The organism is Frankia sp. BMG5.60, from assembly GCF_059428125.1.
The window spans coordinates 7,185,439-7,209,933 of the sequence record NZ_CM182091.1 but is presented as its reverse complement, the minus strand read 5'-3'; the positions used below and the strand labels follow the sequence as shown (position 1 = coordinate 7,209,933).

Sequence of the window (24,495 nt, the reverse complement as noted above, 5' to 3'; positions counted from 1 at the left end):
TTGCGGGTCCAGTTTATCCCGGGCAGATTAGGCCGCGCACCAGCAGACGCCCCACGACCTACAGCGGTCGAGCAGACCATCGCCGGAAGGAACCCCAAACCCCATGTCGACCACATCCCTGGCCGGACGCAGCGCTCTCGTCACCGGCTCGACCGACGGCATCGGTGCGGCGATCGCGGCCGAGCTCGCCGCGGCCGGTGCCCACGTGGTGGTCAGCGGTCGTGACGCCGGGCGCGGCGCCGAGGTCACCCGGGCGATCGGCGCGGCCGGCGGGCGGGCCACGTTCGTCCCCGCCGACCTCGCTGCCGGTGCGCCCGCCGTGCAGGCGCTCGCCGACGCCGCCCGCGCCGCCGTCGGCGGGGTGCCGGACATCCTCGTCAACAACGCGGCGATGATCATCTCGCCGAAGCCCACGGAGAAGGTGAGCGAGGCGTTCATCACCGCCGCGCTCGCCATCAACGTCACGGCGACGTTCCTGCTCACCGGCGTCGTCGCACCCGCCATGGCGGCCCGCGGCAGCGGAGCCGTCATCAACATCGGCTCCATCAACGGCCTGGTCGGGATGGACGGGTCGGCCCTGTACAGCGCGACGAAGGCGGCCGTGCACTCGCTGACGAAGTCGTGGGCCGCCGAGTACGGCCCGGCGGGCGTGCGGGTGAACACCGTCGCCCCCGGCCCCACGCTGACCCGCCGCGTCGAGCAGTTCGCCGACCACCTCGCACCCCTGATCGCGCGGGCGCCCTCGCGGCGACCCAGCCGGCCGGCGGAGATCGGCCGCGCGGTGGTGTTTCTCGCCGGTGACGACGCCGCCAACATTCACGGGGCGACGCTGAGCGTCGACGGCGGCTGGTCAGCCGTCTGACGATGCGCACCGCCGGGGCCCGCGTCCGGCCGCCGTGCCCGGGACGATGTCGATCCCGCGGGGGTCGACGTCGTGGGAGGCAATCCCTGGAAGGTCGATCCCGGGAAGGTCGATCCCGGGAAGGAGGAAGCCTCCGCGGCGGAGAGGAACCACGGAGGCTTCATGATGCCGCGCGTCCCGGCCGGAAGCAGGCCGCGGTCCGCGACGGGCGGCCGGGAAGGACGGAGAACCGGAAAAGCGAGGTCGGGCCTGACTGCGGGCCTTCTCAGGCGGAGCGGAACGACCCCGCGTCGGCGTGCTCGCGCGAGGAGCCTCCGCGCCGCTGCGACGGAACGGCGACGGAAGTCCGGACGTCCTCGTCGCGGGTGAGGATCGCCACCATCTCCTGGCGGGTGGACGGCGAAAGCTCGGGGTCGGACAGCAGCATCGCCACTTCGCGACGCTGGGCCCGCGCAGCGAGGTGCGAGGTGAGCGACGTCCGCAGGGAAGAAACAACGGAATTCTGGGTACGCATGAAGAACTCCTTGAAGTTATTGCCTCGGGAGGGTGGGCCACTGTCACCCTCCGGCTTCCATTGTGCGCCCGCTGGGCGACTTTCGACAGCGCCGTCGACGTGATCTGGACTGCAGTCCGGCACTTCCGGCCAGCCGATATGACCCGGCCCACAGTAATGGCGCTCACAATCGCGTCGATTCGTAACACCGGTCACACCCATTAAGGCGGGGACAATGTGTCCACGTCGCGCGGGTCACAATTCCCACCCTGGCCGGGCCGGTCGGCATCGCACCGGCCGGCCATTCGGCTCGTAGCCCAGGTCACATTCCCCCACACCGGAGCAACCTGGCGACCGGGATTCGCGTCGGGCCTTCTTGACCGCAAGCGGCCAGCCGGACGCCTGGCGGTCGCCGGCACCGGGGGCCGGCCGCCGCGGCACCGGGGATCGGCGCCGCAGCACCAGGGATCGACGCTGCGACACCAGGCCGGCGGTGCGCGGGTCGGGCGAACCTCGCCGGCCCCCGCCACGCCCGGAAAGCCCGTCAGCGGCCGAGCAGGATAATCACGAACGAATGAATGAAGAACCAGCTCGCGCACCGCACCGCGAAGGCGCCTCACCGGTCCGCCTCCGCACCTAATGCCGTGACGGCGAAAGGCGGTCGCACCATGGATGTCCGGGATGGGCGAGGGCGAGCGCGTCGACGAGCCATCGGCGCCGCGCCGCGGTGAGGACCGGCAGCGCCGAGACCAGATCGAGCTCGTCCTTCGACCGCGGTGACGCCGCCTTGTAGAACAACTGCACCTCGGGGGCGAGATAGGGAATGCCGTCCGGGGTGACGTTTCCCAGCGCCGCGACCGGACGGCGAACGCGCCGGTCGCGCCGGCATTCCCAGTAACCGTCCTGGGCCTCTTCCAGCATCACCTGAATCCGCCACGGCTGGCCCGGCCCGGGGCGGCACCAGACGTCGTGCACGCCGACCGGCAGCAGCTCACCCGATCGCCATGGGCGCAGCACGCCGGGTGGATCGGCGGCCCACCATTCCCACCCGGCCAGGACCCGTTGCACGGCGAGCTGGTCGCGGCGCAGGACGGCCACGTCGATATCTCCGTGCTCGCGTAGACGCCGGCCGACCGCGCATTCGATCGCGTAGCCACCCGCGATCCACCACGGCTCGGCCAGCACCGCGAACAGCGCCGCCGCCTCCGGCGGATCCGCCGGCTCCCACCGACCCCAGGGGCCCTCGGCGCGCACCCGACAATCCTCCGCTCCAGGCCCGCTGTCCGTTCCAGGCCCGCTGTCCGTTCCAGGCCCGCTGCCGCTCCGGGCCCGCGTCGACGGCACCGACGGTCGGACTCCCCCGAACCGCTCAGCGCCGCAGGCGATGCGGGCGCGGCGCGCCATCAAGGATGATCGACAAGAGATCAACCGGTGACGCCCACCGCGGCGATCAGTCCACGCCTCCTTACACTCTCGTGCTAACCTCCCTCTGCATTGGGCTTCGTCAACCCATGATGGGGTGACGAAGGCGAGTGGGTAGCGCTGCGGCGATCTCCGCACGCAGTGTTACTCGAAAGATCGTCTTTACCCGTGGAGATCGTCGTTGCCCCGAGGATGTCGTCGTTACCCGAGGAGGTCGTCCGATGCTCACGTCCGGCACGATGACCGAGTTCGACCGGGGGGCGGGCAGTCTCTGTCTCGACTTCGTCGCGACCGTGCGCGACTGGCCGGGGCGCCGCGTCGAGCTGCTCGCCACCCCGGCGGAGCTGACCGGCTGGTTCGAGGAACAGGGTCTGCCGGCCGCCGCCGGCGGGCTCACCGAGCCGGACCTGCTCGCCGCGCGTGACCTGCGGGGAGCGGTGAACGAGACCACCCGCGGTCTGATCGCCAGCCGGCCGCCCACCCCCGAGGACATCCGGCTGATCAACACGGCGGGCCGGCGTCCGACACCGGTGTTCCTGCTCGGCCCGGGGGGCCGGACGCGGACCCCGGTCCCGGAACCCGACGCGGGCGCCGCGCTCTCCGTCATCGCCCGCGACGCGATCAACCTGCTCGCCGGGCCGGATCTCGGTCGCATCCGGGCCTGCGACAGCGACGGCTGCGCGACGCTGTTCCTCGACCGCTCCCCCTCCGGGCGGCGACGCTGGTGTTCCATGCGCCGCTGCGGGGGCAGGGCCGCCGCGGCGAACTACCGACGCCGGCGCGCCGGGCGCTCCCAGCCCTGACCGTCGACCCCGACCGACTCCCTCTCGGAGGTTCTCATGTCCACGCCGCCCGCGGACGGCTTCCATCAGCGGCTGCATCAGGTCACCCCCGCCGGTCTGTCCGACCGGACCTCGCAGACCGCCGGGATGAGCCGGGTCGAGGCGTTGTCCGGGAAGACCGTCGGATCCGTCGATCTGTGGATGGGGCAGACCCACGTCGCCGCGGCGACCGCCTCCGCGAACCACCATCACGGCCGCTCGGAGACGGGCATCTACGTCGTCTCCGGCCACCCGAGCTTCGTCTTCCTGGAGCACGAGGAGGAGATCCGGCTCGACACGAACCCAGGCGACTACATCTACGTGCCGCCGTGGGTGCCGCACCGGGAGGAGAACCCGGACCCCGACGAGGAGGCCGTCGTCGTCATCGCCCGGACCACCCAGGAGGCGATCGTCGTGAACCTCCCGGACCTGCGGTGGGTCGGGCCCGTCGCCACCGGCAACGTCGGCCCCGCCCGCCGGAAGTGGCACACGTACTGACCGCCGTTCAGCGGGGGGTGCCCGTCGCTCGCGGCGGACCGGCGGCGGGCTCGCCGCCGGGGAAGGGCGGCTCGGCCGCGGGCTTGTCCCGGCCGCGGCGGATCGCCGCGATCTGCGTGAGCAGGCGCGTGCGCGCCTCGTCGGCGGACAGGCCGAACAGGTCGAACGACACCACGCCGCCGAGCAGGCCGGGTCGGGGGCAGTCCTCCACTCGAACCGGGACCAGCCGGCGGGCGAAGCCGGTGGGGTCAGCCTGGTACGCCCCCTCCCACTCGGCCTGCCCGTAGACCGAGTGCAGGTAGGCGCGGGACAGCACCGCCAGGGTGCGGGCGCAGGCGCGAATGCCCTCGTCCATCCGGCTCACCCAGTGGCTGCCGGGAACGAAGTCCCAGGCCTGCACCAGCACCGCGTACCCCGCGACCTCGAGGTGCCAGGCGATCCACTCCGCCCAGTCCCGGTCGGCGGCGGTGTAGGAGATGAAGAAGTGCCATCGCGCCGCGGATTCGGTCGACTCCGCATCCAAACCGGACGGCTGTCCGCCGCCGCGTCCAGGCGCATTCATCGGACAATCTTGCCACGATTCGTCACCAAGCCCCAGGCACGCTGGTCGCCGTCCTCAGCACCGCGGTCGCGGCGGGTCGACGGCTCCGCGGCGTCGGTTTCCCAACCGATATGACGCATCGACAACGATTGGGTGTCGGTTGAGCTAAAAGCCTGCGCCAGGACGGTCCGCGTCGATGTGCTGTGACGAAGGCGGCCCGCCCGGGCCGTCCGGACGGGGGCGGGCGACATGACGGCGAAACGGTTCCGGGACGCGGTTCGCGCCGCGATGGCCGGCGGGTGGCGGCGGCTCTGTCTGCTCGTGGCGGGGCTGCTCGCTCTCCTGGTCACGCAGCCGGGCACGGCGCGGGCCGCGGACACCGTCGGGTTCACCGGCGACGCCGGCCGGGGCAACGGTGTCGCCGTGCCGTTCGAGGGGTTCACCGACCGGCGCGGCGGCCCCGTCCCGATCGGCGGCGCGGTCGGCGTCGATCTGGTGCTCGGCTCGACGGCCCGGCCCTACCTGCCCTGCCAGCACTACGACCCGCGGACCCGCACCGGGGACACGTTCGTCGACGCCTGCCAGGAGCGGGGCAGCTACGCCACCTACACCCGGTTCCCGGCCGGCGGCGGGCTGGTCTTCCCGACCGGCTACTTCATGGGCAACGTCCAGCCCGACCTGGTGCGCGGGGGGAGCCTGCCGACCGGCTGGGGGTCGCGCACGGCGGGGCTGTCGTTCGAGTTCTACCCGGAGCTGCGCCGCGACGGCGACTACGTCCACTCCCGGTTCTACCTCGACCGCTTCACCCACCGGGCCAACGGCTGGGCCTACTCCGCGGCCGTCGGTCGGATCGCGCTCACCACGCTCGCCGACCCGGGCACCGCCCGCCTCGGCGGCCGGATGACCGTCGGCGGCCGGGCGCCCGCCCCCGGCCGGGCGAAGGTCGTCATCTTCGGCGGGGCGGCCCGCTCGTCGACGGGCTACCCGATCTCCTCGTTCGCCGTCCACACCGGCAGCGGGGCGCCCACCTGGAGCTCCAGCCCGCTCTACGCGGGCAACCAGCGGATCACCGTCACCGACACCGCGACCGGCCGCAGTTGCGTCCTGGACCGCTACGGCGTCCGCGGACCGAACAACGCCGTCGACTTCGACCTGGCCGCTCCGGGCTTCGGCCACCCGGACAGCGTCTGCACGTCCTGACCGCCGGCCTCCCGACCGCCGGCCTCCCGACCGCCGGCCCCGCCACCGGGGCGGGTCACCAGGTGACCGGCAGCGACCGCAGGCCGTAGACCACGGAGTGCGGGCGGAACTCGACCTGCTCGTACGGCACGGCGAGCGCGAGCCCCGGAAACCGGCGCAGCAGCGCCGGCAGGCCGACGCGCAGCTCCATCCGGGCCAGCGGCGCGCCGAGGCAGTGGTGCAGCCCGAAGCCGAACGCGACGTGGCCGACGGCACCGCGGGTGATGTCGAGGCGATCGGGATCGTCGAGGAACGCCGGATCCCGGTTGGCGGCCGGCAGCGACACCAGGACGTGCTCCCCCTTCGCGATCGCGCGTCCGGCGATCGTCACGTCGGCCCGCGCGGTGCGCGGTGCGCCGGCGTGCACGATCGACAGCCAGCGCAGCAGCTCCTCCACGGCCGGCCCGGCGCGGGCCGGGTCGTCGCGCACCGCGGCGAGCTGGTCGGGATGACGCAGCAGGGCCAGCGTGCCGAGCGCGAGCATGTTCGCCGTGGTCTCGTGCCCGGCGATGAGCAGCAGGTTGGCGATGCCGACGAGTTCGGCGGTGCTCAGCTCGTCGCCGTGCTCGCGCACCAGCATGCCGAGCATGTCCTCGCCGGGCGCGTGGCGGGCCCGCGCGACGAGGTGGGCCATGTACTCCCGGTTCTCGCCGATCAGCGCGAGCCGCTGCGCGGCGGGCAGCGACGCGTCGAGCTGGCGGCGCGTGCGGCCCTGGAACTGCGCCCGGTCGGCGTACGGCACGCCGAGCAGCTCGCAGATCACCAGGGACGGCACCGGCAGGGCGAAGCTGGACACCAGGTCCGCCGGGCGACCGGCGCGTTCGGTGTCGTCGAGGGCGCCCTCGACGATGTCGGCGACGCGGGGTTCCAGCCGGCGCATCCGGTGGCCGGTGAACTCCGGCGTCAGCATCCGGCGCAGCCGCGTGTGGTCCGGGGGATCGTAGGCGAGCAGGTGACCGGCGCGCAGGTCCGCCAGCCGCTCCCCGTGCGGCCCGCGCCCGCCGGGCGCGCCAGCCTCCCCGTCCGGCTCGCGCCCGGGGTGCGGGCCGGCTTCGGCGGCGGCAGCGGCCGCGACGCCGAGGATGCCCGTCTCGGCGTTGCTGAACCGGGACGCGTTGGCGAGCACCGTGCGAACGTCCTCGTACCGACTCACCAGCTCGGCGGACAGCCCGAACGGGGTCACCACCGGGCAGCCGCCGCCAGCCTCCCGGGAACGGATGATCTCAGGATCGGGATCGAACCGCACGCGCCGCATGTAGAGCGGCGTCGCCAGCTCATCGGTCATGGTGATCGCGTCCCCCCGCCGGTCCGTCGACACCGTGTCTACTACCCCTGGTGTCGACGCAAACACCTTCCGCGCTCCTCGCGCGAGCGGCGCCGGGGGCGTCACGCAGTGGGCTTCACGTCGCCCCGGTCCCGGCCGGATCGGCGTCGACGCGGTCGAGGTCGGTGTCGGAGTCGGGGTCGGTGTCGATGTACTGGCTGGCCTGGAGGGTGAACAGTTCGCGGTAGATGCCGGGGCGGGACATCAGCTCGGCATGGTTGCCCTGGTCCGCGACCAGGCCGCCGTCGAGGACGTAGATGCGGTCGGCGGTGCGGACGCTGGCGAGGCGGTGGGTGATGAGCAGGACGGTGCGGTCCCGGCCCAGCTCGCGGATGAGGGTGAACAGGGTCTGTTCGGCGCGGGCGTCGAGGGCGGCGGACGGCTCGTCGGCGATAAGGACCGGGGCGTCCCGGTAGACCGCCCGCGCGCAGGCGATCCGCTGCCACTGGCCGCCAGAAAGGTCATGGCCGGAGTTGTACTGGCGGGCCAGCGACGTGTCGTAGCCGTGCGGCAGCTTCTCGATCACCTCGTCGGCCTCGGTGGCCCGCGCCGCGGGGATGACGCTGTCCGGGCCGTCCGCGACGAGCCGGCTGATCCGGCCGACGGCGATGTTGAGCCGAGCCGACATCGGCCACTGCGTGTAGTCCTGCGGGATCACCGAGATGCTCTCCCGGACGCTGTCCGCATCGACGCCGGAGAGGTCGACGCCGTCCCAGCTCACGGTGCCGGTGTCCGGTTCGTACAGGCCGGCGAGGATCTTCGCCAGCGTCGACTTGCCGCTGCCGTTCACCCCGACGAAGGCCACGACCTCGCCTCGGCGCAGCTCGACGGTGACGCCGCGCAGGGCCGGGGTGTCGGTGCGCGGGTAGGTGTAGACGATGTTCTCGGCCCGGACAACCGCGGGCCGCAGCGGCGCCGTCTGCCCCCGCGGCGGCGGCACCAGCCCGCTCGCCTGCGCGATCCAGGAACGGTACTCGCCGAAGTAGAGGAAGTTCTCGTACGCGGTGTTGAGGGTGGTCAGCGCCGAGGCGAGCGCGCTGCGGCCGGTGCGGATCGCGAGCACCGCGGTGCCGCCGGCGGCCAGCGGCATCACCCCGGCGTTGAGCAGGGCGATCAGCGTCCCGTAGACGACGCCGAGGGCGAGCCCGGACACCGCCTCCCCGGTCAGTCGGTACCGCGCCTGGCCCCGGCCGACGCGGACCTGCTCGGCCTCCTGCTCGCGGGCGAGGATCGTGTACTCGTCGAGCAGGAAACGACCGAGGCCGAACGAGCGGATCTCCGCGGCGCACTCCCGGGCGGTCATGTGGTAGCGGAGCATGTACTGCCGCCGGACCTGGCGCAGTCGGCCCAGCCAGGAGGCGTGGGCAAGCCGGGCCGAGCGCAGCGACGCCCAGCCGTCCGGCAGGATCGACAGCACCAGCAGGGGCAGCAGCACCGGGTGCAGCACGCCGAGCACACCCCCCGCGGCGGCGATGCGCACGGCGGACGTCAGCATCTCGATGGCGTTGTCGACGAGTTGGCGGCCGCTGGCGGCGCCCCGCTCCGCGGCGTCGAGGTCGTCGACGAAGCGCGGGTCGTCGAAGGCCATGATCGACGTGCGGGTGGCGAGGTCGAGCAGCCGAACCAGGCAGACCCGGTCCACCCGGGGGCCCAGGCGCACCCGGACCAGGTTGGTCGCCGCCGCCAGGCCGCTGCGCAGCACCTCGGCGGCGACGACGAGGACGAGGGCGGGCAGCGCCTCGCGCAGCCGCTGCGGGGTGGGGCCGTCGCGCAGCACCGCGGTCAGCGCGCCGGCGACGGCGAGCAGGCCGGCCGCCTCGACGACACCGGCGAACACCCGCAGCACGACCATGACCACGAGGCCGGCCCGGTCGGCCTCCCAGGCCAGGGACCAGGCAAGCCGCAGCAGTCCGGGGAGCCGGCGGGCCAACGTGCGCACGCCGGTCTCCGCCATCGTCCGGTCGTGGCGTGACCACGGCCGGACCCGGTCGTCGTCCTCCTTGCCGTAGGTGAGCACCGGATCGTGTTCGGCGGCGGGCGGTGCCGACGGCGCCTTCCGCTGGGTCGGAACCGGGCCGTTCTCGGAAGTGCGTTCCACATCCGCGAGGGTCGCGCTTCCCGTGCCCGCTCACCCCCGCTTTGGAGGGGATCGGCGTGTCTTCGCGTGGATCGGCGGCCGTTACACCGAGCCGGCCCGCCTCCCGAGGCCGATGCCCCGAACGGGCGACAGTGCGGGGCATTCCCAACGCACCACCCGACCGCGGACTGGCTGCGCTACGGCGGCGGCGACTTCGACGTCGAGCGGGTGGCGGCGCCGTTCCGGCAGCGCACCGACACCGTGCCGATCTGGCGGATGCCGCTGGACGCGCTGCTGGACGAGGTCCTCACCGCGGGCTTCCGGCTCGAACGGCTCGTGGAGCCGCAGCCCGTGCCAGAGCTGGCCGAACGCGATCCCGCCGGCTACGACCGGCTCTGCGCGAGCCCGCCTTTCTGGCGGCCCGCTTCGCACGAGCCTGAACGCCGACGTGCGCCCACTGGAATCGACGGGCCATGGCCTTCGATCGCCCGCCGGGGGTGCCGAACCGGCACCATTGTGGAAGCCTGATACCGGCTGACTAGACTTCATCAGAGGCAGCATATGAAATAGATTTATGCGCGCTTGACAATAGCAGGGATGGGGCCGGTTTGTCAACAGATGACATTGCATCCGAGCAGGCGTACGTCTCGTCTCTCTACGATCGACTCGACGGGCTTCGCCGGCGCACCACGTCCCGGCTGCGGACGGTTCTTCGGCACTCCGAGAGCCTCCCCCGGGCCCGGTTCGAGCGGGACGCGGCCAGCGCCGAATGCGCGGCGACGCTGGCCCGGATCACCGCCGCGGAGAACGGCCTGTGCTTCGGCCGGCTGGACTTCGACGGCGGCGAGCGACGCTACGTCGGCCGGATGGGCATCTTCGACGAGGACGCGGACTACGAGCCCCTGCTGATCGACTGGCGCACCCCGGCCGCCCGGCCGTTCTACGTGGCGACCGGGGCCGCTCCGCTCGGCGTCCTCCGGCGCCGGCACATCACGACCCGCCGCCGGGAGGTGACCGGCCTCGACGACGACGTCTTCGAGCTCACCGCGGCCACCGAGCTGGTCGGCGAGCCGGCGCTGTTCGCCACCCTGAACGCCGCGCGCACCGGCCGGATGAGCGACATCGTCGAGACCATCCAGGCCGAGCAGGACCGGATCATCCGCTCGGACCACCGCGGGATCCTCGTCGTCCAGGGCGGGCCGGGCACCGGCAAGACCGCCGTCGCGCTGCACCGCGCCGCCTACCTGCTCTACACGCATCGCGACCGACTCGCCCGCAGCGGCGTGCTGGTCGTCGGGCCGCACCCGACGTTCCTGCGCTACATCGAGAACGTGCTGCCGTCGCTGGGCGAGACCAGCGTGGTCAGCGCGACGGTCGAGGCGCTCTACCCGGGGGCGAGGGCCGACCGGCCGGAGGAGCCGGCGCTGGCCGAGCTCAAGGGCCGGGCGGTGCTCGCCGACGTCCTCGCCGCGGCCGTCCGCGACCGGCAGCGGCTGCCCCACGGCCAGACACTGGAGATCCACACCGAGGAACGCCTGCTGCTGCTCGAGCGCAGCACCTGCGCCCGGGCCCGCGCGCTCGCCCGGGAGTCCGGCGAGCTGCACAACCAGGCCCGGACCATCTTCGTGCGGGCCGTGATCGAGGCGCTGGCCCGCCAGGTCGCCGACGGCTACGCCGCCGAGACGATCACCGCGCAGGTGCTGGAGGCGGACCCCGAGGCGCTCGACCTGCTGGCCCCGGCCGGCTTCGGCGGCACCAGCCTGCTCGACGACGAGGACCTGGCCCAGTTGCGCCGGGAGCTGCGCGCCGATCCGGCCGTGCGGGCGGCGCTGGACGAGCTGTGGCCGGTGCTGAGCCCCGAGCAGCTCGTCGCCGAGCTGTACGCGGACCCCGGCACGCTGGCGTCCGCGGCGCCGGAGCTGACCGCCGCCGAACGCCGCCTGCTGCACCGGCCGCTCGCCGAGGACGGCACCGACCCGGACGACGACTGGCTGCGCGACCTGCGCGACGCCACCGCCGGCGCCGCGGTGTCGCCCGGCCCCGGCACGGACGGCGCGACAGGTGGCGAACCCACGACCGGCACCGGCACCGGCACCGGCACCGAGAGTGTCAGCGGCACTGTCAGCGGGGACGGCGGTGAACCCGCCCCCGGCGGGGGGCCGCGACCGGCCGGCGGCTGGACCGCGGCGGACATCCCGCTGCTCGACGAGGCGGCGGAGCTGCTCGGTGAGGACGACCGCGCGGCCCGCGCCGCGGCGCTGCGCGACCGGCTGGCCCGGGTGGCCTACGCCCAGGGCGTGCTCGACATCATCTCCCGCGACGTCGAGGACGACCCCGAGATCATGATGGCGACCGACCTGATCGACGCGTCCCGGCTCGCCGACCGGCACGAGGACGCCGACCTTCGGACGATCGCCGAGCGCGCGCTGGCCGACCGGACGTGGACCTTCGGTCACGTCGTCGTCGACGAGGCGCAGGAGTTGTCCGAGATGGCGTGGCGGATGGTGATGCGCCGCTGCCCGACCCGGTCGATGACGATCGTCGGGGACATCGCCCAGACCGGCGACCCGGCCGGCACGACGTCGTGGGAGCGGGTGCTCGCCCCCTACACGGCGTCGGGCCCGCGTCCGCGCCAGGAGTCGCTGACGGTGAACTACCGGACTCCCGCGGAGATCATGGCGGTGGCCGCCGACGTGCTCGCGACGCTGCGACCGCCGCAGCAGCCGCCGCGGTCGGTGCGCGCGCTCGGCCTCGAGCCCTGGCGGCTGCGGGTGACCGAGGGTGAGCTCGGCGGGGTGCTCGCCCGGACGGTCCTGGCCGAGCTGGACCGGCTGACCGCCGGCCGACTGGACGGTGGGTCCGGCCAGCTCTCCGTGCTGGTGCCGGCGGGGCGGCTCGCCGAGCTGACCGCCGCGGTCCGGGCGGCCGTGCCGGACGCCGAGACCGGCGGCGGCGCCCGGCTGTCCGCGCCGGTCGTCGTGCTCGGGATCCGGGAGGCCAAGGGGTTGGAGTTCGACACGGTGCTCGTCGTGGACCCGGACCGGGTCCTCGCCGAGTCCCCGCGCGGCGCGCACGACCTCTACGTCGCGCTGACCCGGGCGACGCGGTCCCTCGGCGTCCTGCACACCGGCGAGGTGCCGGCGATGCTCGACCGCCTGTCGCCGGCGGGGCCGCTGCCGGACCTGCCGTCGCAGGGCCTGCCGGCACCGGCGCGGCGTGCGTCCACGTCCCCGACGGCGGTCCCGGGCCGCGGGGACGTGGACGCCTGAGCGCCGGCTATCCCGTCGGGGACGACCTGCGCCCGCGGCGGGCGCCCGACGCGGCCGGTGACGCCTGCCCGGCGGAGACGGTGTCCTGGCCGTCGAGCGCCGTCATGCCGCGTGCCGGCGTGTCCCAACGCCGACCCGGGCCCTGTTCGGCGGGGGCCTTGGCCCGGGCATCCGCCGGGTCGACGAAGCGTCCGGTCTCCTCGTCGAGGACCGAGATCTGCGCGGCGCCGATGTCGAAGTACATGCCGACGAGCTCGAGCGTGCCGTCCTCGAGGGCTCGGCGCACGGCCGGATGCTCGCGCAGGTTGTCGAGCTGCTGCGCGACGTTGGCCCGGCCGAGGCGCTCGACCGGCGCAAGGTCCTCCGTGCCCGACGGGGGCGTGCGGGTCAGCGACGCGGCGGCGTGGGACAGCCAGCCGGCGAGCGCCGACTCCGGCTGACCGTGCAGCGCGCCGGTCAGCAGCGCGTTCATGGCGCCACAGCCGGAGTGGCCGCAGACGACGATCGCAGGTACCCGCAGCACGTCGACGGCGTAGTCGAGCGCGGCCGTGACGGACAGGTCGCCGGACACCGGCAGGCCGAAACGGAGCCCCGAGGCGGCACCGGGTGGCAGTTCCACCCCGGGCGCGATGCTCACGCCGGCGGCCATGCCGACGCCCGAGGCCATGCCGACGCCGGTGCCGGTCGGGCTGGCTGACCCGAGCCGGCCCAGGTCGCGGGCGAGGGGCCGGCCGAGCGGCGGGCGGTGACTGGCGTGACGCGGGACGATGTTGCCGACGTTGCGGACGGTGAACAGGTCGCCGGGCCCGCTGCTGGTGATGATGTTGGGGACGATTCGCGAGTCGGCGCAGGTGAGGAACAGCGCGGAGGGCTGCTGTCCCTCGGCGAGGCCGTCGAAGGTGCCGCGCAGCAGCGGCGCGGCGCGGCGGTGGAACTCGTTGACGCCGACGAGCATCGTGCCGACGTGGTCGACCTGGACCGCCGCGGACGGCGCGTGGTCGGCCGTCCCGGCCTCCGCGTGGTCGATCTCGTCCAGCTCCTGCCACTGCGACCAGGGGGCGAACCAGCGCGGCAGGTTCGGCGTCACCGAACGGCGGCGTTCGGCGTGGTCGGTCCGGCGGAACCAGACCTGGCCGATCTCGTCGATGCTGACCACCCCGCCGGACGCCTCGTGATTGGCGCACCAGCCGCGAAGATGCTCGTAGGCGGCGTGGTCGAGGTAGTCGACGATAAGTTCGATCGAGACGGGCGCGCCGAGCGGGATCCGACCGAGGACGCGGGCCAGGCGCGGCAGCGACAGGAAGCTCAGCGTCCCCTCGACCTCCACCTGCCACAGCTCGCCGGAGCGCACCAGGCGGACGCTCGACCACAGGACCCGACGCAGGACCAGGCCGAGCGCGGTGACCAGCCCGAGCGCGACGCCCTGCAGCAGGTCCAGGGAGACGACGCCGACCAGCGTCACCAGGTAGACGGGCAGCTCGCCGTGTCGGCGGACATGGCGCAGGTGGGCCACGTCGACCAGGCGCAACCCGACGACGACGAGCAGGCCGGCCAGGGCCGCCAGCGGAATCCACTCCACGGCGAACCCGAGGAACAGTGCGAACGCCAGCACCCAGACGCCGTGCAGGATCGCCGAGGCGCGGGTACGCCCGCCGGAGATGACATTGGTCGAGCTGCGCACGATGACGCCGGTGACCGGCAGACCGCCGATGAGGCCGGAGACGAGGTTGGCCGAACCCTGGCCCAGCAGCTCACGGTCCAGGTCGGCCCGCGGCCCCCGCCAGCCCTTCGAGGTCGCGAGCTGGTCGACGGCGACGGCGGACAGCAGCGACTCCACGCTGGCGACGATCGCCACGGTGAAGATTCCCAGCGCGATGCCGGACCAGTCGCCGTGTGGGAACTCGGGCAGGGCGATCGAGTCGAACAGGGAGGCGGGCAGGTCGACGCGCGGGACGTCGAAACCGACGGCGGCGGCGAACGCGGTGCCCACGACGACGGCGACGAGGTAGGCCGGGATGCGGCGGACGGCGCCCGGGACGGCCTGCGGCAACCGCGGCCAGAGCAGGATCGTCGCGATCGTGACCAGGCCGACGACGGTCGCCGGGCCGTGCGGGCTCGTGATCGCCTCGGGTATCGCCCGGATGTTCTCCAGGGCGTGGCTGTCGGCCTTCCCGCCGAGCACGACGTGGATCTGGCCGAGGACGATGGTGAGGCCGATACCGCCGAGCATGCCGTGGACGATGGCGGGCGAGACGGCGAGGGAGGCTCGGGCGACGCGGCACAGGCCGAGCAGGATCTGCAGCAGGCCGGCGGCCGCGGTGATCATGCAGGTGACCCGCCACCCGTAGGTGTTGACAAGATCGGCGACGATCACGGTCAGACCCGCGGCGGGGCCGCTGACCTGCAACGGGGCGCCGCCGAGGGCCCCCGCGACGATGCCGCCGACCACCGCGGCGAGCAGGCCGGCCGCGACCGGGGCACCGGAGGCGACGGCGATGCCCAGCGACAGCGGCAGGGCGACGACGAAGACGACGAGGGAGGCCTGCAGGTCGGGACGCCACCCCGGGTGGGGGGTGGCCGCCCGCCGCGACCGGCGCGAGCCGCGCGGCCGGCTGGTCGGGCTCGCCTCGACGGGCGGCGAGTGACTGTGCCGCGACGGCGACGGCGGGGTGACCGGTGGGGTCATGTCCAACTCCTCGAGGATCGGCGCGATGGCTGGGGCCACCCGAACGGGCGGCCCGAGGGTGGCGTCGTAGACGATGCTTCTCGCCTTGGTCACTACCAGCAGTCGGCGGCGCACGACGCCCACCTGCTCTACCGCGGATGGTGACGGGGTTTGCACTGAACCCAACGATCCGGACGGCCGACGAGTTTCTTTCTGTGATGGTCCACCCAGTCGCGCGTAACCATTGGACAGCAACGCCCGGCGCTGTCCCAGGGATCGGGCGGACCACCGCTATGGGACATCAGGTATATATGCCCCAAGGCGGAACGTATGGGACATGGATGACGTAAGGCTATAGAAGTCGCCACCCTCGGCGGGTTCGCGCCGCCCGGAATGGGCGGGTCCCGATTTCTGTCGGAGGTGCGGCCCAGCGTCCGGGCCATGCCGCCAGGCAGGCGGGCCACCACCGGGTGCCCACCCGGCGACCGATCCGTCGCTGTCGCCCATACTTGTCGTGACATGGGGTGAGAATGTCGCCCCGGACGACAGTCTGCGCGCCCGCCGGGGCGCGGGCGGGGGACGTCGCGCATGCATCGTCGTGGCCGGCTCGCCCGGCTCCTGCTCGTGGCGGGGTTCGGCCTGCTGCTCGCGGCGTGGGTCGGCAGCAACGCGCCGGGCTTCGGGCCGGACGAGCCGGCGAACTTCGTCAAGGAGGTCGGCGCCGGCACCGGCCAGTGGTCGGGCACGCCGGGGCGACTCGCGCATCCGACGTTCGGCGCGCAGCCCGGGGCTGCGGAGCGCATCGACTGGATCAACCGCAACAGCCGGGTCTTCCGGCTGCCGGCCGGTCTCGACCCGGGTCGGGCCGGCTTCCCCTGCAACCTGTTCCGCAACTGGCTGTCGGTGAGCTGCCTCGACCGGCCGCACCCCCGCCCGCCGGCGACGCGGGCCCTGAGCTATGTCGGGACCTACGAGCCGTACGTCTACGCCGTCCCGGGCGCGGCGATGGCGCGAACCCACACGGCACTCGGCGCGCTCTACACCGGCCGGGCGGTGACCGCCGCCCTCGTGGCCGGGCTGCTCGCCGTCGCCGTCGCCGCGGCGTGGAACGGCCCGGCCGGCACGCTCTCCGTCGCCGGGGTGCTGCTCGCCGCGTCGCCCATGGTGCTGTTCATGGGCTCCGTGCTCGGCACCAATGGCATCGAGATCGCGGCCGCCACCGCGCTGTTCGCGCTGGTGCTGCGGATGGGTCGCGCGACGGGTCCGCCCCGCTGGGCCTGGCCGGCGGTGGGCGTGGTCGGCGCACTGCTGGCGCTGTCGCGACCCACCGGACCCGCCTGGGTGCTGCTCGCCCCGCTCGTCGGCCTGGTGCTCGCCCAGCGGCGCGCCCGTGGCGGTGAATCCCCGCCGGCCGTGGCGGGCGAGGCCGCCCAGGCCGGCGGTCGCCGACGCTCCCGCCGCGAACAGTCGCGGCGAGCCGACCCGGGAACCTCCCGGGACGCGACACGGTGGCTGGGCGCGGACCGGTGGCGGCGGGCGTGGCCGGTGCTCTGGCTGGGTCTGGTTGCCGGCGGCGTCGTGGCGACGGCGCTGTGGGAACGGGCCATGCAGCCGCATCCGGGGATCCGCCGGGCGCTGGTCGTCGAGGGGCTGCATCGCCTGCCCCACGACGCCGACGCCTGGGTGCGGCAGTGGGTCGGCGTGTTCGGCTGGGCGAGCCTGCCGATGCCCACGTACGCGTACCGGATCTGGTGGCTCGCCGTCGTCGTCCTCGCCCTGGTGGCGCTCGCCGCCGGCCCGTGGCGGGCCCGGCTGGGGTTCGTGGCCGTGCTCGTCGGCGCCGCGGTGGTGGCCGTCGGCCTCGACGTCGTGGTGCTGCGCCAGACCCGCTTCCCGGTGTACGGGCGCTACCTGCTGCCCCTCGCGGTGCTGCTGCCGCTCGCCGCCGGGGAGATCATCACCCGGCAGGCAGCACGCCTGCCGGGGGTGGTCCGCCGGCTGATCCAGGTCGCGGTGCCGCTGGCGGTCGCGGCGGTCCATCTCGTCGGGCTGTGGGCGAACGCCCGCTGCTACGCCGTCGGCACGGGCGGCCCCGTCTGGTTCCTCGGGCGGTCGCAGTGGAACCCCCCGGGCGGCTGGCCGCCGTGGTTCACGCTCGCCGCGGCCGGGACCCTCTGTCTAATCGGATTTGCCCTGACCGGGCTGCGCGCGGCCCCTGCCACGCCCCGGGCACGGACCGCCGGCGGGCCCGGCACCGGCGACCCCACCGTCTACCCGACCAAGACCGACGACGGCCGCGCCAGCGACGACGGCTACGCACGCGACGACGGCTATGCACGTGACGACCGCCGAGCCTCCGGCCCCGCGGCTTCGGCCCGGGGGGTATCCGGCGCGGAGGTGGCGGACACCACCGGCCGAAATGCCCCTGGGAAACCGACCGACCCCGGCAGGCAGCGAGCCTCCCCGACGGGCGACGGCTGAAGGCAGGAGTCAACGTGGACTACCGGACGATGAGCCATTCCGGCCTCAAGGTCTCCCAGGCGTGCCTCGGCGCGATGAACTTCGGCGCGGTCGGCCTCGCGTCCTGCGACGAGACCGAGGCCACCCGGATCATCAACGCCTTTCTGGATGCCGGGCACAACTTCATCGACACCGCCGACATCTACAGCGGTGGGCAGTCGGAGCAGATCGTCGAGCGTGCCATCTCCGCCCGCCGTGACGAGGTCGTCCTCGCCACCAAGGGGCGGCACCTGCTGCTGGTCTAGCGCCAGGTAGAGCCGGATAGCGCTGTATGATGGTGGCGTGAACCTCAAGGAGTGGGCGGCCGCGAACGGGGTCGGGTATTCCACCGCCCGCCAGTGGTTCCTGGACGGCAAGCTCCCGGTCCCCGCGCGGAAGGTCGGTGGGCTGATCCTCATCGACCCGCCCGCGCAGCAGGTCCCGGTAGAGGCGGTGGCCGTGTATGCCCGCGTCTCGTCGGCCGATCAGAAGCCGGACCTTGACCGGCAGGTCGCCAGGATCGTCACCTGGGCGGCCAGTCGGAACCTGGCTGTCGGCAGGGTCGTGACCGAGGTCGGGTCGGCGCTCGACGGTCATCGGCGGAAGTTCCTCGGCCTGCTACGTGACCCGGCTGTGACGACGATCGTCGTCGAGCATCGGGACCGGTTCGCCCGGTTCGGTGCCGAGTACGTCGAGGCCGCGCTGTCCGCGCAGGGGCGGCGCCTGCTGGTGGTCGACCCGGCCGAGGTCGACGATGACCTGGTCTGTGACATCACCGAGATCCTGACCTCGATGTGCGCCCGGCTGTATGGCCGCCGGGCCGCGGCGAACCGGGCCGCCCGCGCGGTCGCCGCGGCCACCGAGGCCGGCGAGTGAAGGCTCTGCAGGCGTACCGGTTCGCGCTCGACCCGAACCAGGTCCAGCTCGCCGGCCTGCGCCGGCACGCCGGGGCGGCCCGGTTCGCCTACAACTGGGGTCTGGCCCGGGTGAAGGCCGCGCTCGGCCAGCGGGACGCCGAGAAGTCCTACGGCCTGACCGGCGACCTTCTCACCCCGGTGCCGTGGACGCTGCCCGCGTTGCGCCTCGCCTGGAACCAGGTCAAGCGAGACGTCGCCCCGTGGTGGGACGAATGTTCCAAGGAGGCGTTCTGCGCCGGTCTGGACCAGTTGGCCCGCGCGTTGAAGAACTTCACCGACTCCCGGAAGGGCAAGCGGAAGGGCCGCCGGGTCGGTTTTCCCCGGTTGAAGAAGAGCGGGAAGGCCCGCGACGGCTTCCGCTACACGACTGGCGCCTACGGCCCAGCGGACGAGGCGTACGCGAAGCTGCCCCGGATCGGCCGAGTCAAGGTCGGCGAACCGATGGGCGCGCTCACCGCCCGCCTCGTCGACGGCCGCGCCCGGCTGCTCGGCGCGACCGTGTCCCGGACCGCCGATCGCTGGTTCGTCTCGTTCACCATCGAGGTCGAGCGCGACGTTCCCGCCCGGCCGTCGCGGCGGCAGCGCACAGGCGGCCCGGTCGGGGTCGACCTGGGAGTGAAGACCCTCGCCGTCCTGTCGACCGGACAGAGCGTGGCCAACCCGAAGCACTACCAGCGGGCCGAACGGAAACTGCGCCGGGCGTCGCGGGCCTACGCCCGGTCGAAGCCCGGCTCCGCCGGCCGCCGGCAGCGGGCCGCCGCGCTCGCCCAGGTCCAGAACCGGATCGCCGACCAGCGCCGCGATGGCCTGCACAAGCTCACGACCCGGCTCGCCCGGTCCCATAACGTGATCGTGGTCGAGGATCTCAACGTGGCCGGGATGGTCCGCAACCGGCGGCTCGCGAAGGCCGTCGCGGGCGCCGGGTTCGCCGAGATCCGCCGCCAGCTCGCTTACAAGACCGGCTGGTACGGCTCGACGCTCGTCGTCGCGGACCGCTGGTACCCGTCATCGAAGACCTGTTCCGGCTGCGGCTGGCGAAACCCAAGCCTGACGCTGTCGGACCGCACGTTCACCTGCCAGTCCTGCCGGCTGGTCCTCGACCGCGACCACAACGCCGCGATCAACCTCAAACACCTCGTCGCCGCCAGTGCGGTGGAGACGAAAAACGCCCGCGGAGCCGACCAGAAGACCCGCGCAAGCGGGCAGGTGGCTGTGAAACGGGAACCCGGCACCGCGACAGCGGGTCAGACCGGGAGCGTCACCCCGCAAGAGGTGGCTGCGTGAAGCGCTACGCATCATCTGGCGCTCTCATGCAACGGCACATGCCCGCCGGCCCCGGCCCGAACGGCCGTGGCTCGTCCCGGGTGCATCTGACCCGCGCCCTGGACGCGAGCCTGAGCCGGCTCGGCACCGACTACGTCGATCTGTACCAGGTGCACCAGCCGGACGACGAGACGCCCATCGAGGAGACGATGGCGACCCTGGACGGATTCGTACGCGCCGGCAAGGTGCGCTACCTCGGCTGCTCGAACTACAACGCCAGCCGGATCGTCGAGGCGCAGTGGGCGGCCGAGCGCATCCACGGAACGCCGTTCGTGAGCCTTCAGCCGCAGTACTCCCTCGTCGCGCGCGGCATCGAGGCCGAGGTGCTGCCGGTCTGCGCCCGCCACGGCATGGGGACCCTGATCTACAGTCCCCTGGCCGGCGGCATCCTCGCCGGGCGCTACCGCCGCAGCGGAGACCCGGACGCCGACACCCGCGTCGCCCGCCTGCGCGCGTGGGGCGCCCCGGCCGCCCGGCGCTTCGCCGACGGGATAGTCACCGACCGCGGGCTGGACATCGCCGAGGCGGTGGCCGGGGTCGCCGCCGAGCTCGACACGACGTCCGCGGCGGTGGCGCTCGCCTGGGCCGCCGCCCGTCCCGGCGTCACGTCGGTCATCATCGGACCGCGCACCTTCGAACAGTACGAACAGAATCTCGCCGGGTTCGGGATCACCCTGCCCGCGCAGCATGTCGCCCGCCTCGACGAGATCTCCGGTCCCGCGCCGGGCCCGCTGGACGGTCGGATCGTCGACCGCTGACGCGCCCTACCGGCAAGCCGGGCCGCCGGCCCACTGCGGCCCGGCGGGTCGGCGGGTCGGCGACGGTGAGCGGCGGCCGGGCGTCGGGGTAGACCTCCCCTTCAGAGATGGCCGGCGTCCGTCGGCTGAGGGTGGCCGGTGCTGAGCTCAGTGCGAGCGTGCGCGAGGGTCTCCTGGACGTGCCGTTCGATCTCGTCGGGGTCCAGGCCCAGGGCGCGGCCGATGTGCACGGACCAGACCTCGGAGCGCAGGTTGGTCTCGAAGTCCAGATCGGCGCGCAGATTCTGCCGGGTGGCCTCCCGGTTCTGACTGACCATGACGAATGTCGACAGGAAGATCGCCTCCAGGCTGACGATCATCGTGAGGAGTCCGAACGGGTAGCGGTCGAACACCGCGGCGTCGCCGAACACGCCCTCGTTGAGCAGGATCCAGCCGGCGAACCAGACGGCGTGGAGGTACACGAAGGGCAGTGACCCGGCGAACGCCGTGATCAGGTCCGCCGCGCGGTCCTGGGGGGAGCTCATCCGGGTGAAGACGACCCGCTCGTTGCGGATTCGGGCGCGCGGATGCGGACGGCCCTCCGTACTCGGACGTCGATGCTGATCATGGGCGTCTTCGGGAGAACTCATGCGCTCCATGCTGATGTCCGAAGGTCCGGGCACCAGCGCCGCCCCCGCAGCCGCGCGTGATCTCACCATCCCGGTTCCCTGGGAGCCCGAGCCCGAGCCCGCTCCAGGCTGCGGGGGGCGCCGTCGTGTTGCGGAGGGTCACGGGCACTCCTACAGTCCGGAGGTGCCTACCGGCCGCCGCGCGGGCTGTACCCCGTTCCCGGCCGACCTTCTCATCCGGCGGGCCCGGAGCCGGCCGATGCGCCGCATTCGCGCGACGGTCGCGCGACCGTCGCGCGATCGAGTGATCCGAAACGGAGCCAGATGATGAGCACCGTCAGTGGGCTGGACGCCGCGGACCTGGCCCGGGAACAGGCGGAGCTGCTACCCGACCGCCTCACCCTCGCCGCCGTCGAGATCAACCGCCAAGAGTTCGACCCGGACAACTTCCTGGTCAACTCCCCGGGCAGCAACGCCTCGGACATCGAGAACCACGGCGAACCGCAGATCGCCTACAGCTCCGGTTCTTTCGTCGATTCCATCGTCAACGGCTGGACCCAGGTGAACCAGTGGTGACGTCCATGATCGGTCGAATGGCCGCTCATAGGGCATCCGACCACCGGGTTTCAGGCCCCCGACGATGAGGCCAACGGACGTGAGCCGACGGCGCACCAGTCTCGTCGCACCTGCGGTGTTGCTCCGAGGAATATTCGGCCGTACACAGAGCAGGACGTGACACGCCCGGTGAGGATCCTCGCCACAACGTTTCAACGCCGCTAGCGTGCCACCCGTCAGAGCAGTCCCGCGGACTGGATAACGACGGGGGCGAGAATGCACGATGAAATTCAGGAAGGACTCGACGGAAAACGTCAGAAATTTCCGCTGGAGCAGGCGGAACTGCTGCCCGAGCGACTGACCCTGGCAGCCCTGGAGATCGGTCGGAAGGAATTTGATCCCACCTTCTTTCCGGTCAATTCACCCTGGTCGAACATGGCCCACATCGACGCGCATGGCGAACCGCAGATCCTCGGCGGGATTTTGCCGATCCTCATCTCGCTGGTACCCAGCATCAACTTCATATTCGAGATCAACAACTCCTGATCGACCTGCGACGGACGGCCGAGAATGACCGATATCCGCCCGCGGCCCACGCCCGGCACGGTGCCCGCCCGACCGTGCCGGGCCGACGGCCTGGCCCTGCTCGGCGAGTTCGCCGACTCCGGCCTGGACCGGCCGGTCCAGCTTGCCCGCCGGGGCGACGGCCAGGTCGTCGCGCTCACCGAGCTGCTCGCGCACATCCTGGCGGCGGCCGACGGCACCCGCGACATCGAGGCGATCGCCGGCCAGGTGGCCGTACGCAACGGGCGAGCGGTCAGCGAGGCCGACGTCGGCTACCTGATCGCCGACCGGCTGATGCCGCTGGGCCTCATCGCCGCCGCGGAAGGCGCCACCCCGACGCCCCGGGCGGCGGCGATGTTCACCCTCGCCGCCCGCCGGACCCTGCTGCCCGCGCCGGTGGTGGCCCGGTTGGGCGGGGTCCTCGCCGTGCTGTTCCGGCCGGCGGTCATCGCCGGGCTGCTCGCCCTGCTGGTGGCGGCGGACATCTGGGTGTTTCGCCGGCACAGCGTCGCCGACAGCGCGGCCGCGGTGCTGGCCACCCCGACGCTGATGCTGGCGGTCGTCGGGCTGGCCCTGGCCGGAGCCCTGGTCCACGAGTCTGGGCACGCCGCCGCCTGCCGCTACGGCGGCGCCCGGCCCGGAGTGATCGGCTTCGGCATGTACCTGGTGTGGCCGGCGTTCTTCACCGACGTCACGGACTCCTACCGGCTCTCCCGGCGTGGCCGGCTGCGCACGGATCTCGGCGGCATCTACTTCAACGGGCTGTACGCGCTGGCGCTGTGCGGCGCACTCGCGGTCAGCCACGCAGAGGTCCTGGTGACCGCGATCGTGCTCGCCCACCTCGACGCCGCCCGCCAGCTCGCACCGTTCGTCCGCCTGGACGGCTACTACATCATGGGCGACCTCGCGGGAGTACCGGACCTGTTCAGCCGGATGGTTCCGGCGCTGCGCTCGGCCCTGCCCGGCCGGCGCCGGCCGCCGTCCCCCGGGAAGCCGGCCGGCGGCAGCGCCACCCCGGCCGCCGGTGCCGGAGATGCCGGGCGGATCGGCGGGGCGGGGCCTGCCGGACCGGGCGGCGGCGCACGGTTGACCGGCCTGACCCGGCGGGCTCGGCTGGTGGTGACCGCCTGGGCGCTGCTGGCCGCGCCCGCGATTCTGGTCAACCTGGTGCTGCTGCTCGTGTCGGTGCCGTTCGTCGTGCCCCGAACCGCGCGGGCCGTCTGGGCACAGCTCGCGCCGGCGGGTTCGGCACTCGGTGGCGGGCAGGTGCTGACCGCCGTCGCCGACGCCGCGGCCGCCGCCGTCCTGGCGCTGCCCGCCGCCGGGATGCTGTTCGTGCTGTTCCTGCTCGGCCGGGCGGTGACCCGCGGCCTCGCCGCGCACCGACAACGCCGCCGCGGGCCGGGGGTGGGCTGCGGGCGCACCGGGCCGGATGGGCGCCGTAAGGCCGCCGCCGGTGGGTCGAAGAACTCCAGCGCGATGCCGTCCGGGTCGCGGAATTCCACTCAGTAGGTGTGCTGGGACAGCACGGCGGCGACCTTCTGCGCGCCGCCGAGATGCACTCGGGGCACCTCGAAACGCCACGCCGTCCCGTCATGAAGGTGAATCTCGAACACGCCGGCCACCTTTGCCTTGGTGAGCTGGGCGAGTCGCACGGCGGGCCGCGGCGCCGCCGCGATCACCGTTTCGGTCGGCTTCGGCCGGAAGGCGCCCCGTTTGGCGGCGAAAAGGATGACCTCACCGGGGAAGACACCGAGGTAGCCGATCTGGCCCCGGGTCAGCACCGCGCCGTCCGCGGAGCCACTCGCGGCCACGGCCGCGCCCACGGCGCCCCCGATCGCGCCGCCCACCGCCGACCGGATCATGCCCATCGGCTCGACGAACGTGCCCACGATCGCCACGCGGTGATTCGCCACAACAGCCCTCCCGTTTCTCGTCAGGTTCTCGTCCTGGTGCTCGCCAGGCCGGGGCCGCGCCTGGCGGCCGTCGCCGACCGGTTCCGACCTCGGCAGTCGTCCGTCAGGGCGTGCCGCGGACGTGCCACGGGTGTGCCGCCGCCG

General features: G+C 73.2%; 22 protein-coding genes. 14 read left to right on the top strand and 8 right to left on the bottom strand.

Translation table 11 applies throughout. From position 1 onward, the window contains the following. Positions 1-103 precede the first annotated feature (103 nt). Positions 104-862 carry an SDR family NAD(P)-dependent oxidoreductase gene (locus AC5R91_RS29540; RefSeq protein ID WP_495394571.1) on the top strand — a complete coding sequence of 253 codons (759 nt, stop codon included), beginning with the start codon at positions 104-106 and terminating at the stop codon, positions 860-862. Between the two features lie 265 nt (positions 863-1,127). Here the strand turns inward: AC5R91_RS29540 and AC5R91_RS29535 are convergent, their stop codons facing one another. Then, positions 1,128-1,376 (bottom strand): hypothetical protein, encoded by a 249-nt coding sequence (locus AC5R91_RS29535; RefSeq protein ID WP_495394570.1) that lies wholly within the window; start codon positions 1,374-1,376, stop codon positions 1,128-1,130. 615 nt (positions 1,377-1,991) lie between these two features. Beyond that, positions 1,992-2,609, bottom strand: a complete 618-nt coding sequence (locus AC5R91_RS29530; RefSeq protein ID WP_495394569.1) for a nucleotidyltransferase domain-containing protein — start codon at positions 2,607-2,609, stop codon at positions 1,992-1,994. Between the two features lie 389 nt (positions 2,610-2,998). On the opposite strand from AC5R91_RS29530, the gene AC5R91_RS29525 reads away from it, so the two are divergent. Together AC5R91_RS29525 and AC5R91_RS29520 are read left to right on the top strand one after the other, a co-directional pair. After that, positions 2,999-3,580 (top strand): CGNR zinc finger domain-containing protein, encoded by a 582-nt coding sequence (locus AC5R91_RS29525; RefSeq protein ID WP_495394568.1) that lies wholly within the window; start codon positions 2,999-3,001, stop codon positions 3,578-3,580. 36 nt (positions 3,581-3,616) lie between these two features. Then, entirely contained in the window at positions 3,617-4,096 is a 480-nt protein-coding gene (locus tag AC5R91_RS29520) for a cupin domain-containing protein (protein ID WP_495394567.1), read from the top strand. 7 nt (positions 4,097-4,103) lie between these two features. Here the strand turns inward: AC5R91_RS29520 and AC5R91_RS29515 are convergent, their stop codons facing one another. Then, on the bottom strand, positions 4,104-4,658 hold the full coding sequence (locus tag AC5R91_RS29515; RefSeq protein WP_495394566.1) for a toll/interleukin-1 receptor domain-containing protein: 555 nt from the start codon (positions 4,656-4,658) through the stop codon (positions 4,104-4,106). 228 nt (positions 4,659-4,886) lie between these two features. On the opposite strand from AC5R91_RS29515, the gene AC5R91_RS29510 reads away from it, so the two are divergent. Further along, the gene (locus AC5R91_RS29510) at positions 4,887-5,837 is read left to right on the top strand and encodes a hypothetical protein (RefSeq protein ID WP_495394565.1); all 951 of its coding nucleotides are present in this window, start codon (positions 4,887-4,889) and stop codon (positions 5,835-5,837) included. Positions 5,838-5,892: 55 nt separating this feature from the next. On the opposite strand, the gene AC5R91_RS29505 is transcribed toward AC5R91_RS29510, so the two are convergent. Continuing rightward, positions 5,893-7,161, bottom strand: coding sequence for a cytochrome P450 (locus AC5R91_RS29505; RefSeq protein ID WP_495394564.1), 1,269 nt, complete (start codon positions 7,159-7,161; stop codon positions 5,893-5,895). A 115-nt stretch (positions 7,162-7,276) separates the two neighbouring features. Continuing rightward, complete coding sequence (locus tag AC5R91_RS29500; protein ID WP_495394563.1) at positions 7,277-9,298, bottom strand: ABC transporter ATP-binding protein; 2,022 nt, start codon at positions 9,296-9,298, stop codon at positions 7,277-7,279. Between the two features lie 207 nt (positions 9,299-9,505). Here AC5R91_RS29500 and AC5R91_RS29495 point away from each other — a divergent pair, with 207 nt between their 5' ends. Together AC5R91_RS29495 and AC5R91_RS29490 are read left to right on the top strand one after the other, a co-directional pair. Beyond that, entirely contained in the window at positions 9,506-9,805 is a 300-nt protein-coding gene (locus AC5R91_RS29495; RefSeq protein ID WP_495394562.1) for a hypothetical protein, read from the top strand. Positions 9,806-9,885: 80 nt separating this feature from the next. Next, on the top strand, positions 9,886-12,546 hold the full coding sequence (locus tag AC5R91_RS29490) for a HelD family protein (protein WP_495394561.1): 2,661 nt from the start codon (positions 9,886-9,888) through the stop codon (positions 12,544-12,546). 7 nt (positions 12,547-12,553) lie between these two features. Here AC5R91_RS29490 and AC5R91_RS29485 read toward each other — a convergent pair whose 3' ends face one another. After that, positions 12,554-15,232, bottom strand: a complete 2,679-nt coding sequence (locus AC5R91_RS29485; RefSeq protein WP_495398084.1) for a SulP family inorganic anion transporter — start codon at positions 15,230-15,232, stop codon at positions 12,554-12,556. Positions 15,233-15,799: 567 nt separating this feature from the next. Here AC5R91_RS29485 and AC5R91_RS29480 point away from each other — a divergent pair. The 5 genes from AC5R91_RS29480 to AC5R91_RS29460 are packed head-to-tail and all read left to right on the top strand — an operon-like array spanning position 15,800 to position 20,708. Continuing rightward, positions 15,800-17,692, top strand: coding sequence for a DUF2142 domain-containing protein (locus AC5R91_RS29480; RefSeq protein WP_495394560.1), 1,893 nt, complete (start codon positions 15,800-15,802; stop codon positions 17,690-17,692). Positions 17,693-17,706: 14 nt separating this feature from the next. Further along, a complete protein-coding gene (locus tag AC5R91_RS29475) occupies positions 17,707-17,976 on the top strand; it encodes an aldo/keto reductase (protein WP_495394559.1) in 270 nt (89 codons plus the stop codon). Between the two features lie 37 nt (positions 17,977-18,013). Beyond that, entirely contained in the window at positions 18,014-18,586 is a 573-nt protein-coding gene (locus tag AC5R91_RS29470; protein WP_495394558.1) for an IS607 family transposase, read from the top strand. Continuing rightward, positions 18,583-19,911, top strand: coding sequence for an IS607 family element RNA-guided endonuclease TnpB (tnpB, locus tag AC5R91_RS29465; protein ID WP_495394557.1), 1,329 nt, complete (start codon positions 18,583-18,585; stop codon positions 19,909-19,911). The genes AC5R91_RS29470 and tnpB overlap by 4 nt, the downstream gene beginning before the upstream one ends. Continuing rightward, positions 19,908-20,708: an aldo/keto reductase gene (locus tag AC5R91_RS29460; protein WP_495394556.1), complete on the top strand. Its 801-nt coding sequence runs from the start codon at positions 19,908-19,910 to the stop codon at positions 20,706-20,708. The genes tnpB and AC5R91_RS29460 overlap by 4 nt, the downstream gene beginning before the upstream one ends. A 101-nt stretch (positions 20,709-20,809) precedes the next feature. Here AC5R91_RS29460 and AC5R91_RS29455 read toward each other — a convergent pair whose 3' ends face one another. Continuing rightward, entirely contained in the window at positions 20,810-21,337 is a 528-nt protein-coding gene (locus AC5R91_RS29455; RefSeq protein ID WP_495394555.1) for a DUF1003 domain-containing protein, read from the bottom strand. Positions 21,338-21,643: 306 nt separating this feature from the next. On the opposite strand from AC5R91_RS29455, the gene AC5R91_RS29450 reads away from it, so the two are divergent. The 3 genes from AC5R91_RS29450 (at position 21,644) to AC5R91_RS29440 (ending at position 23,947) form a co-directional block, all read left to right on the top strand. Then, positions 21,644-21,892: a hypothetical protein gene (locus tag AC5R91_RS29450; RefSeq protein WP_495394554.1), complete on the top strand. Its 249-nt coding sequence runs from the start codon at positions 21,644-21,646 to the stop codon at positions 21,890-21,892. Positions 21,893-22,147: 255 nt separating this feature from the next. Next, positions 22,148-22,417 (top strand): hypothetical protein, encoded by a 270-nt coding sequence (locus AC5R91_RS29445; RefSeq protein WP_495394553.1) that lies wholly within the window; start codon positions 22,148-22,150, stop codon positions 22,415-22,417. A gap of 24 nt (positions 22,418-22,441) precedes the next feature. After that, entirely contained in the window at positions 22,442-23,947 is a 1,506-nt protein-coding gene (locus AC5R91_RS29440) for a hypothetical protein (RefSeq protein WP_495394552.1), read from the top strand. On the opposite strand, the gene AC5R91_RS29435 is transcribed toward AC5R91_RS29440, so the two are convergent. After that, positions 23,941-24,336 carry a hypothetical protein gene (locus AC5R91_RS29435; RefSeq protein ID WP_495394551.1) on the bottom strand — a complete coding sequence of 132 codons (396 nt, stop codon included), beginning with the start codon at positions 24,334-24,336 and terminating at the stop codon, positions 23,941-23,943. The two genes, AC5R91_RS29440 and AC5R91_RS29435, sit on opposite strands and share 7 nt — an antisense overlap. Positions 24,337-24,495: the final 159 nt, after the last annotated feature.

What these genes read in the sequence shown, in the direction of transcription:
- AC5R91_RS29515 (WP_495394566.1), bottom strand. Translation starts at nt 4,658, where the DNA reads ATGAATGCGCCTGGACGCGGCGGCGGACAGCCGTCCGGTTTGGATGCG.
- AC5R91_RS29510 (WP_495394565.1), top strand. Translation starts at nt 4,887, where the DNA reads ATGACGGCGAAACGGTTCCGGGACGCGGTTCGCGCCGCGATGGCCGGC.
- AC5R91_RS29440 (WP_495394552.1), top strand. Translation starts at nt 22,442, where the DNA reads ATGACCGATATCCGCCCGCGGCCCACGCCCGGCACGGTGCCCGCCCGA.
- AC5R91_RS29505 (WP_495394564.1), bottom strand. Translation starts at nt 7,161, where the DNA reads ATGACCGATGAGCTGGCGACGCCGCTCTACATGCGGCGCGTGCGGTTC.
- AC5R91_RS29480 (WP_495394560.1), top strand. Translation starts at nt 15,800, where the DNA reads ATGCATCGTCGTGGCCGGCTCGCCCGGCTCCTGCTCGTGGCGGGGTTC.
- AC5R91_RS29540 (WP_495394571.1), top strand. Translation starts at nt 104, where the DNA reads ATGTCGACCACATCCCTGGCCGGACGCAGCGCTCTCGTCACCGGCTCG.
- AC5R91_RS29525 (WP_495394568.1), top strand. Translation starts at nt 2,999, where the DNA reads ATGCTCACGTCCGGCACGATGACCGAGTTCGACCGGGGGGCGGGCAGT.
- AC5R91_RS29450 (WP_495394554.1), top strand. Translation starts at nt 21,644, where the DNA reads ATGAGCACCGTCAGTGGGCTGGACGCCGCGGACCTGGCCCGGGAACAG.
- AC5R91_RS29485 (WP_495398084.1), bottom strand. Translation starts at nt 15,232, where the DNA reads ATGACCCCACCGGTCACCCCGCCGTCGCCGTCGCGGCACAGTCACTCG.
- AC5R91_RS29455 (WP_495394555.1), bottom strand. Translation starts at nt 21,337, where the DNA reads ATGAGTTCTCCCGAAGACGCCCATGATCAGCATCGACGTCCGAGTACG.
- AC5R91_RS29535 (WP_495394570.1), bottom strand. Translation starts at nt 1,376, where the DNA reads ATGCGTACCCAGAATTCCGTTGTTTCTTCCCTGCGGACGTCGCTCACC.
- AC5R91_RS29445 (WP_495394553.1), top strand. Translation starts at nt 22,148, where the DNA reads ATGCACGATGAAATTCAGGAAGGACTCGACGGAAAACGTCAGAAATTT.
- AC5R91_RS29520 (WP_495394567.1), top strand. Translation starts at nt 3,617, where the DNA reads ATGTCCACGCCGCCCGCGGACGGCTTCCATCAGCGGCTGCATCAGGTC.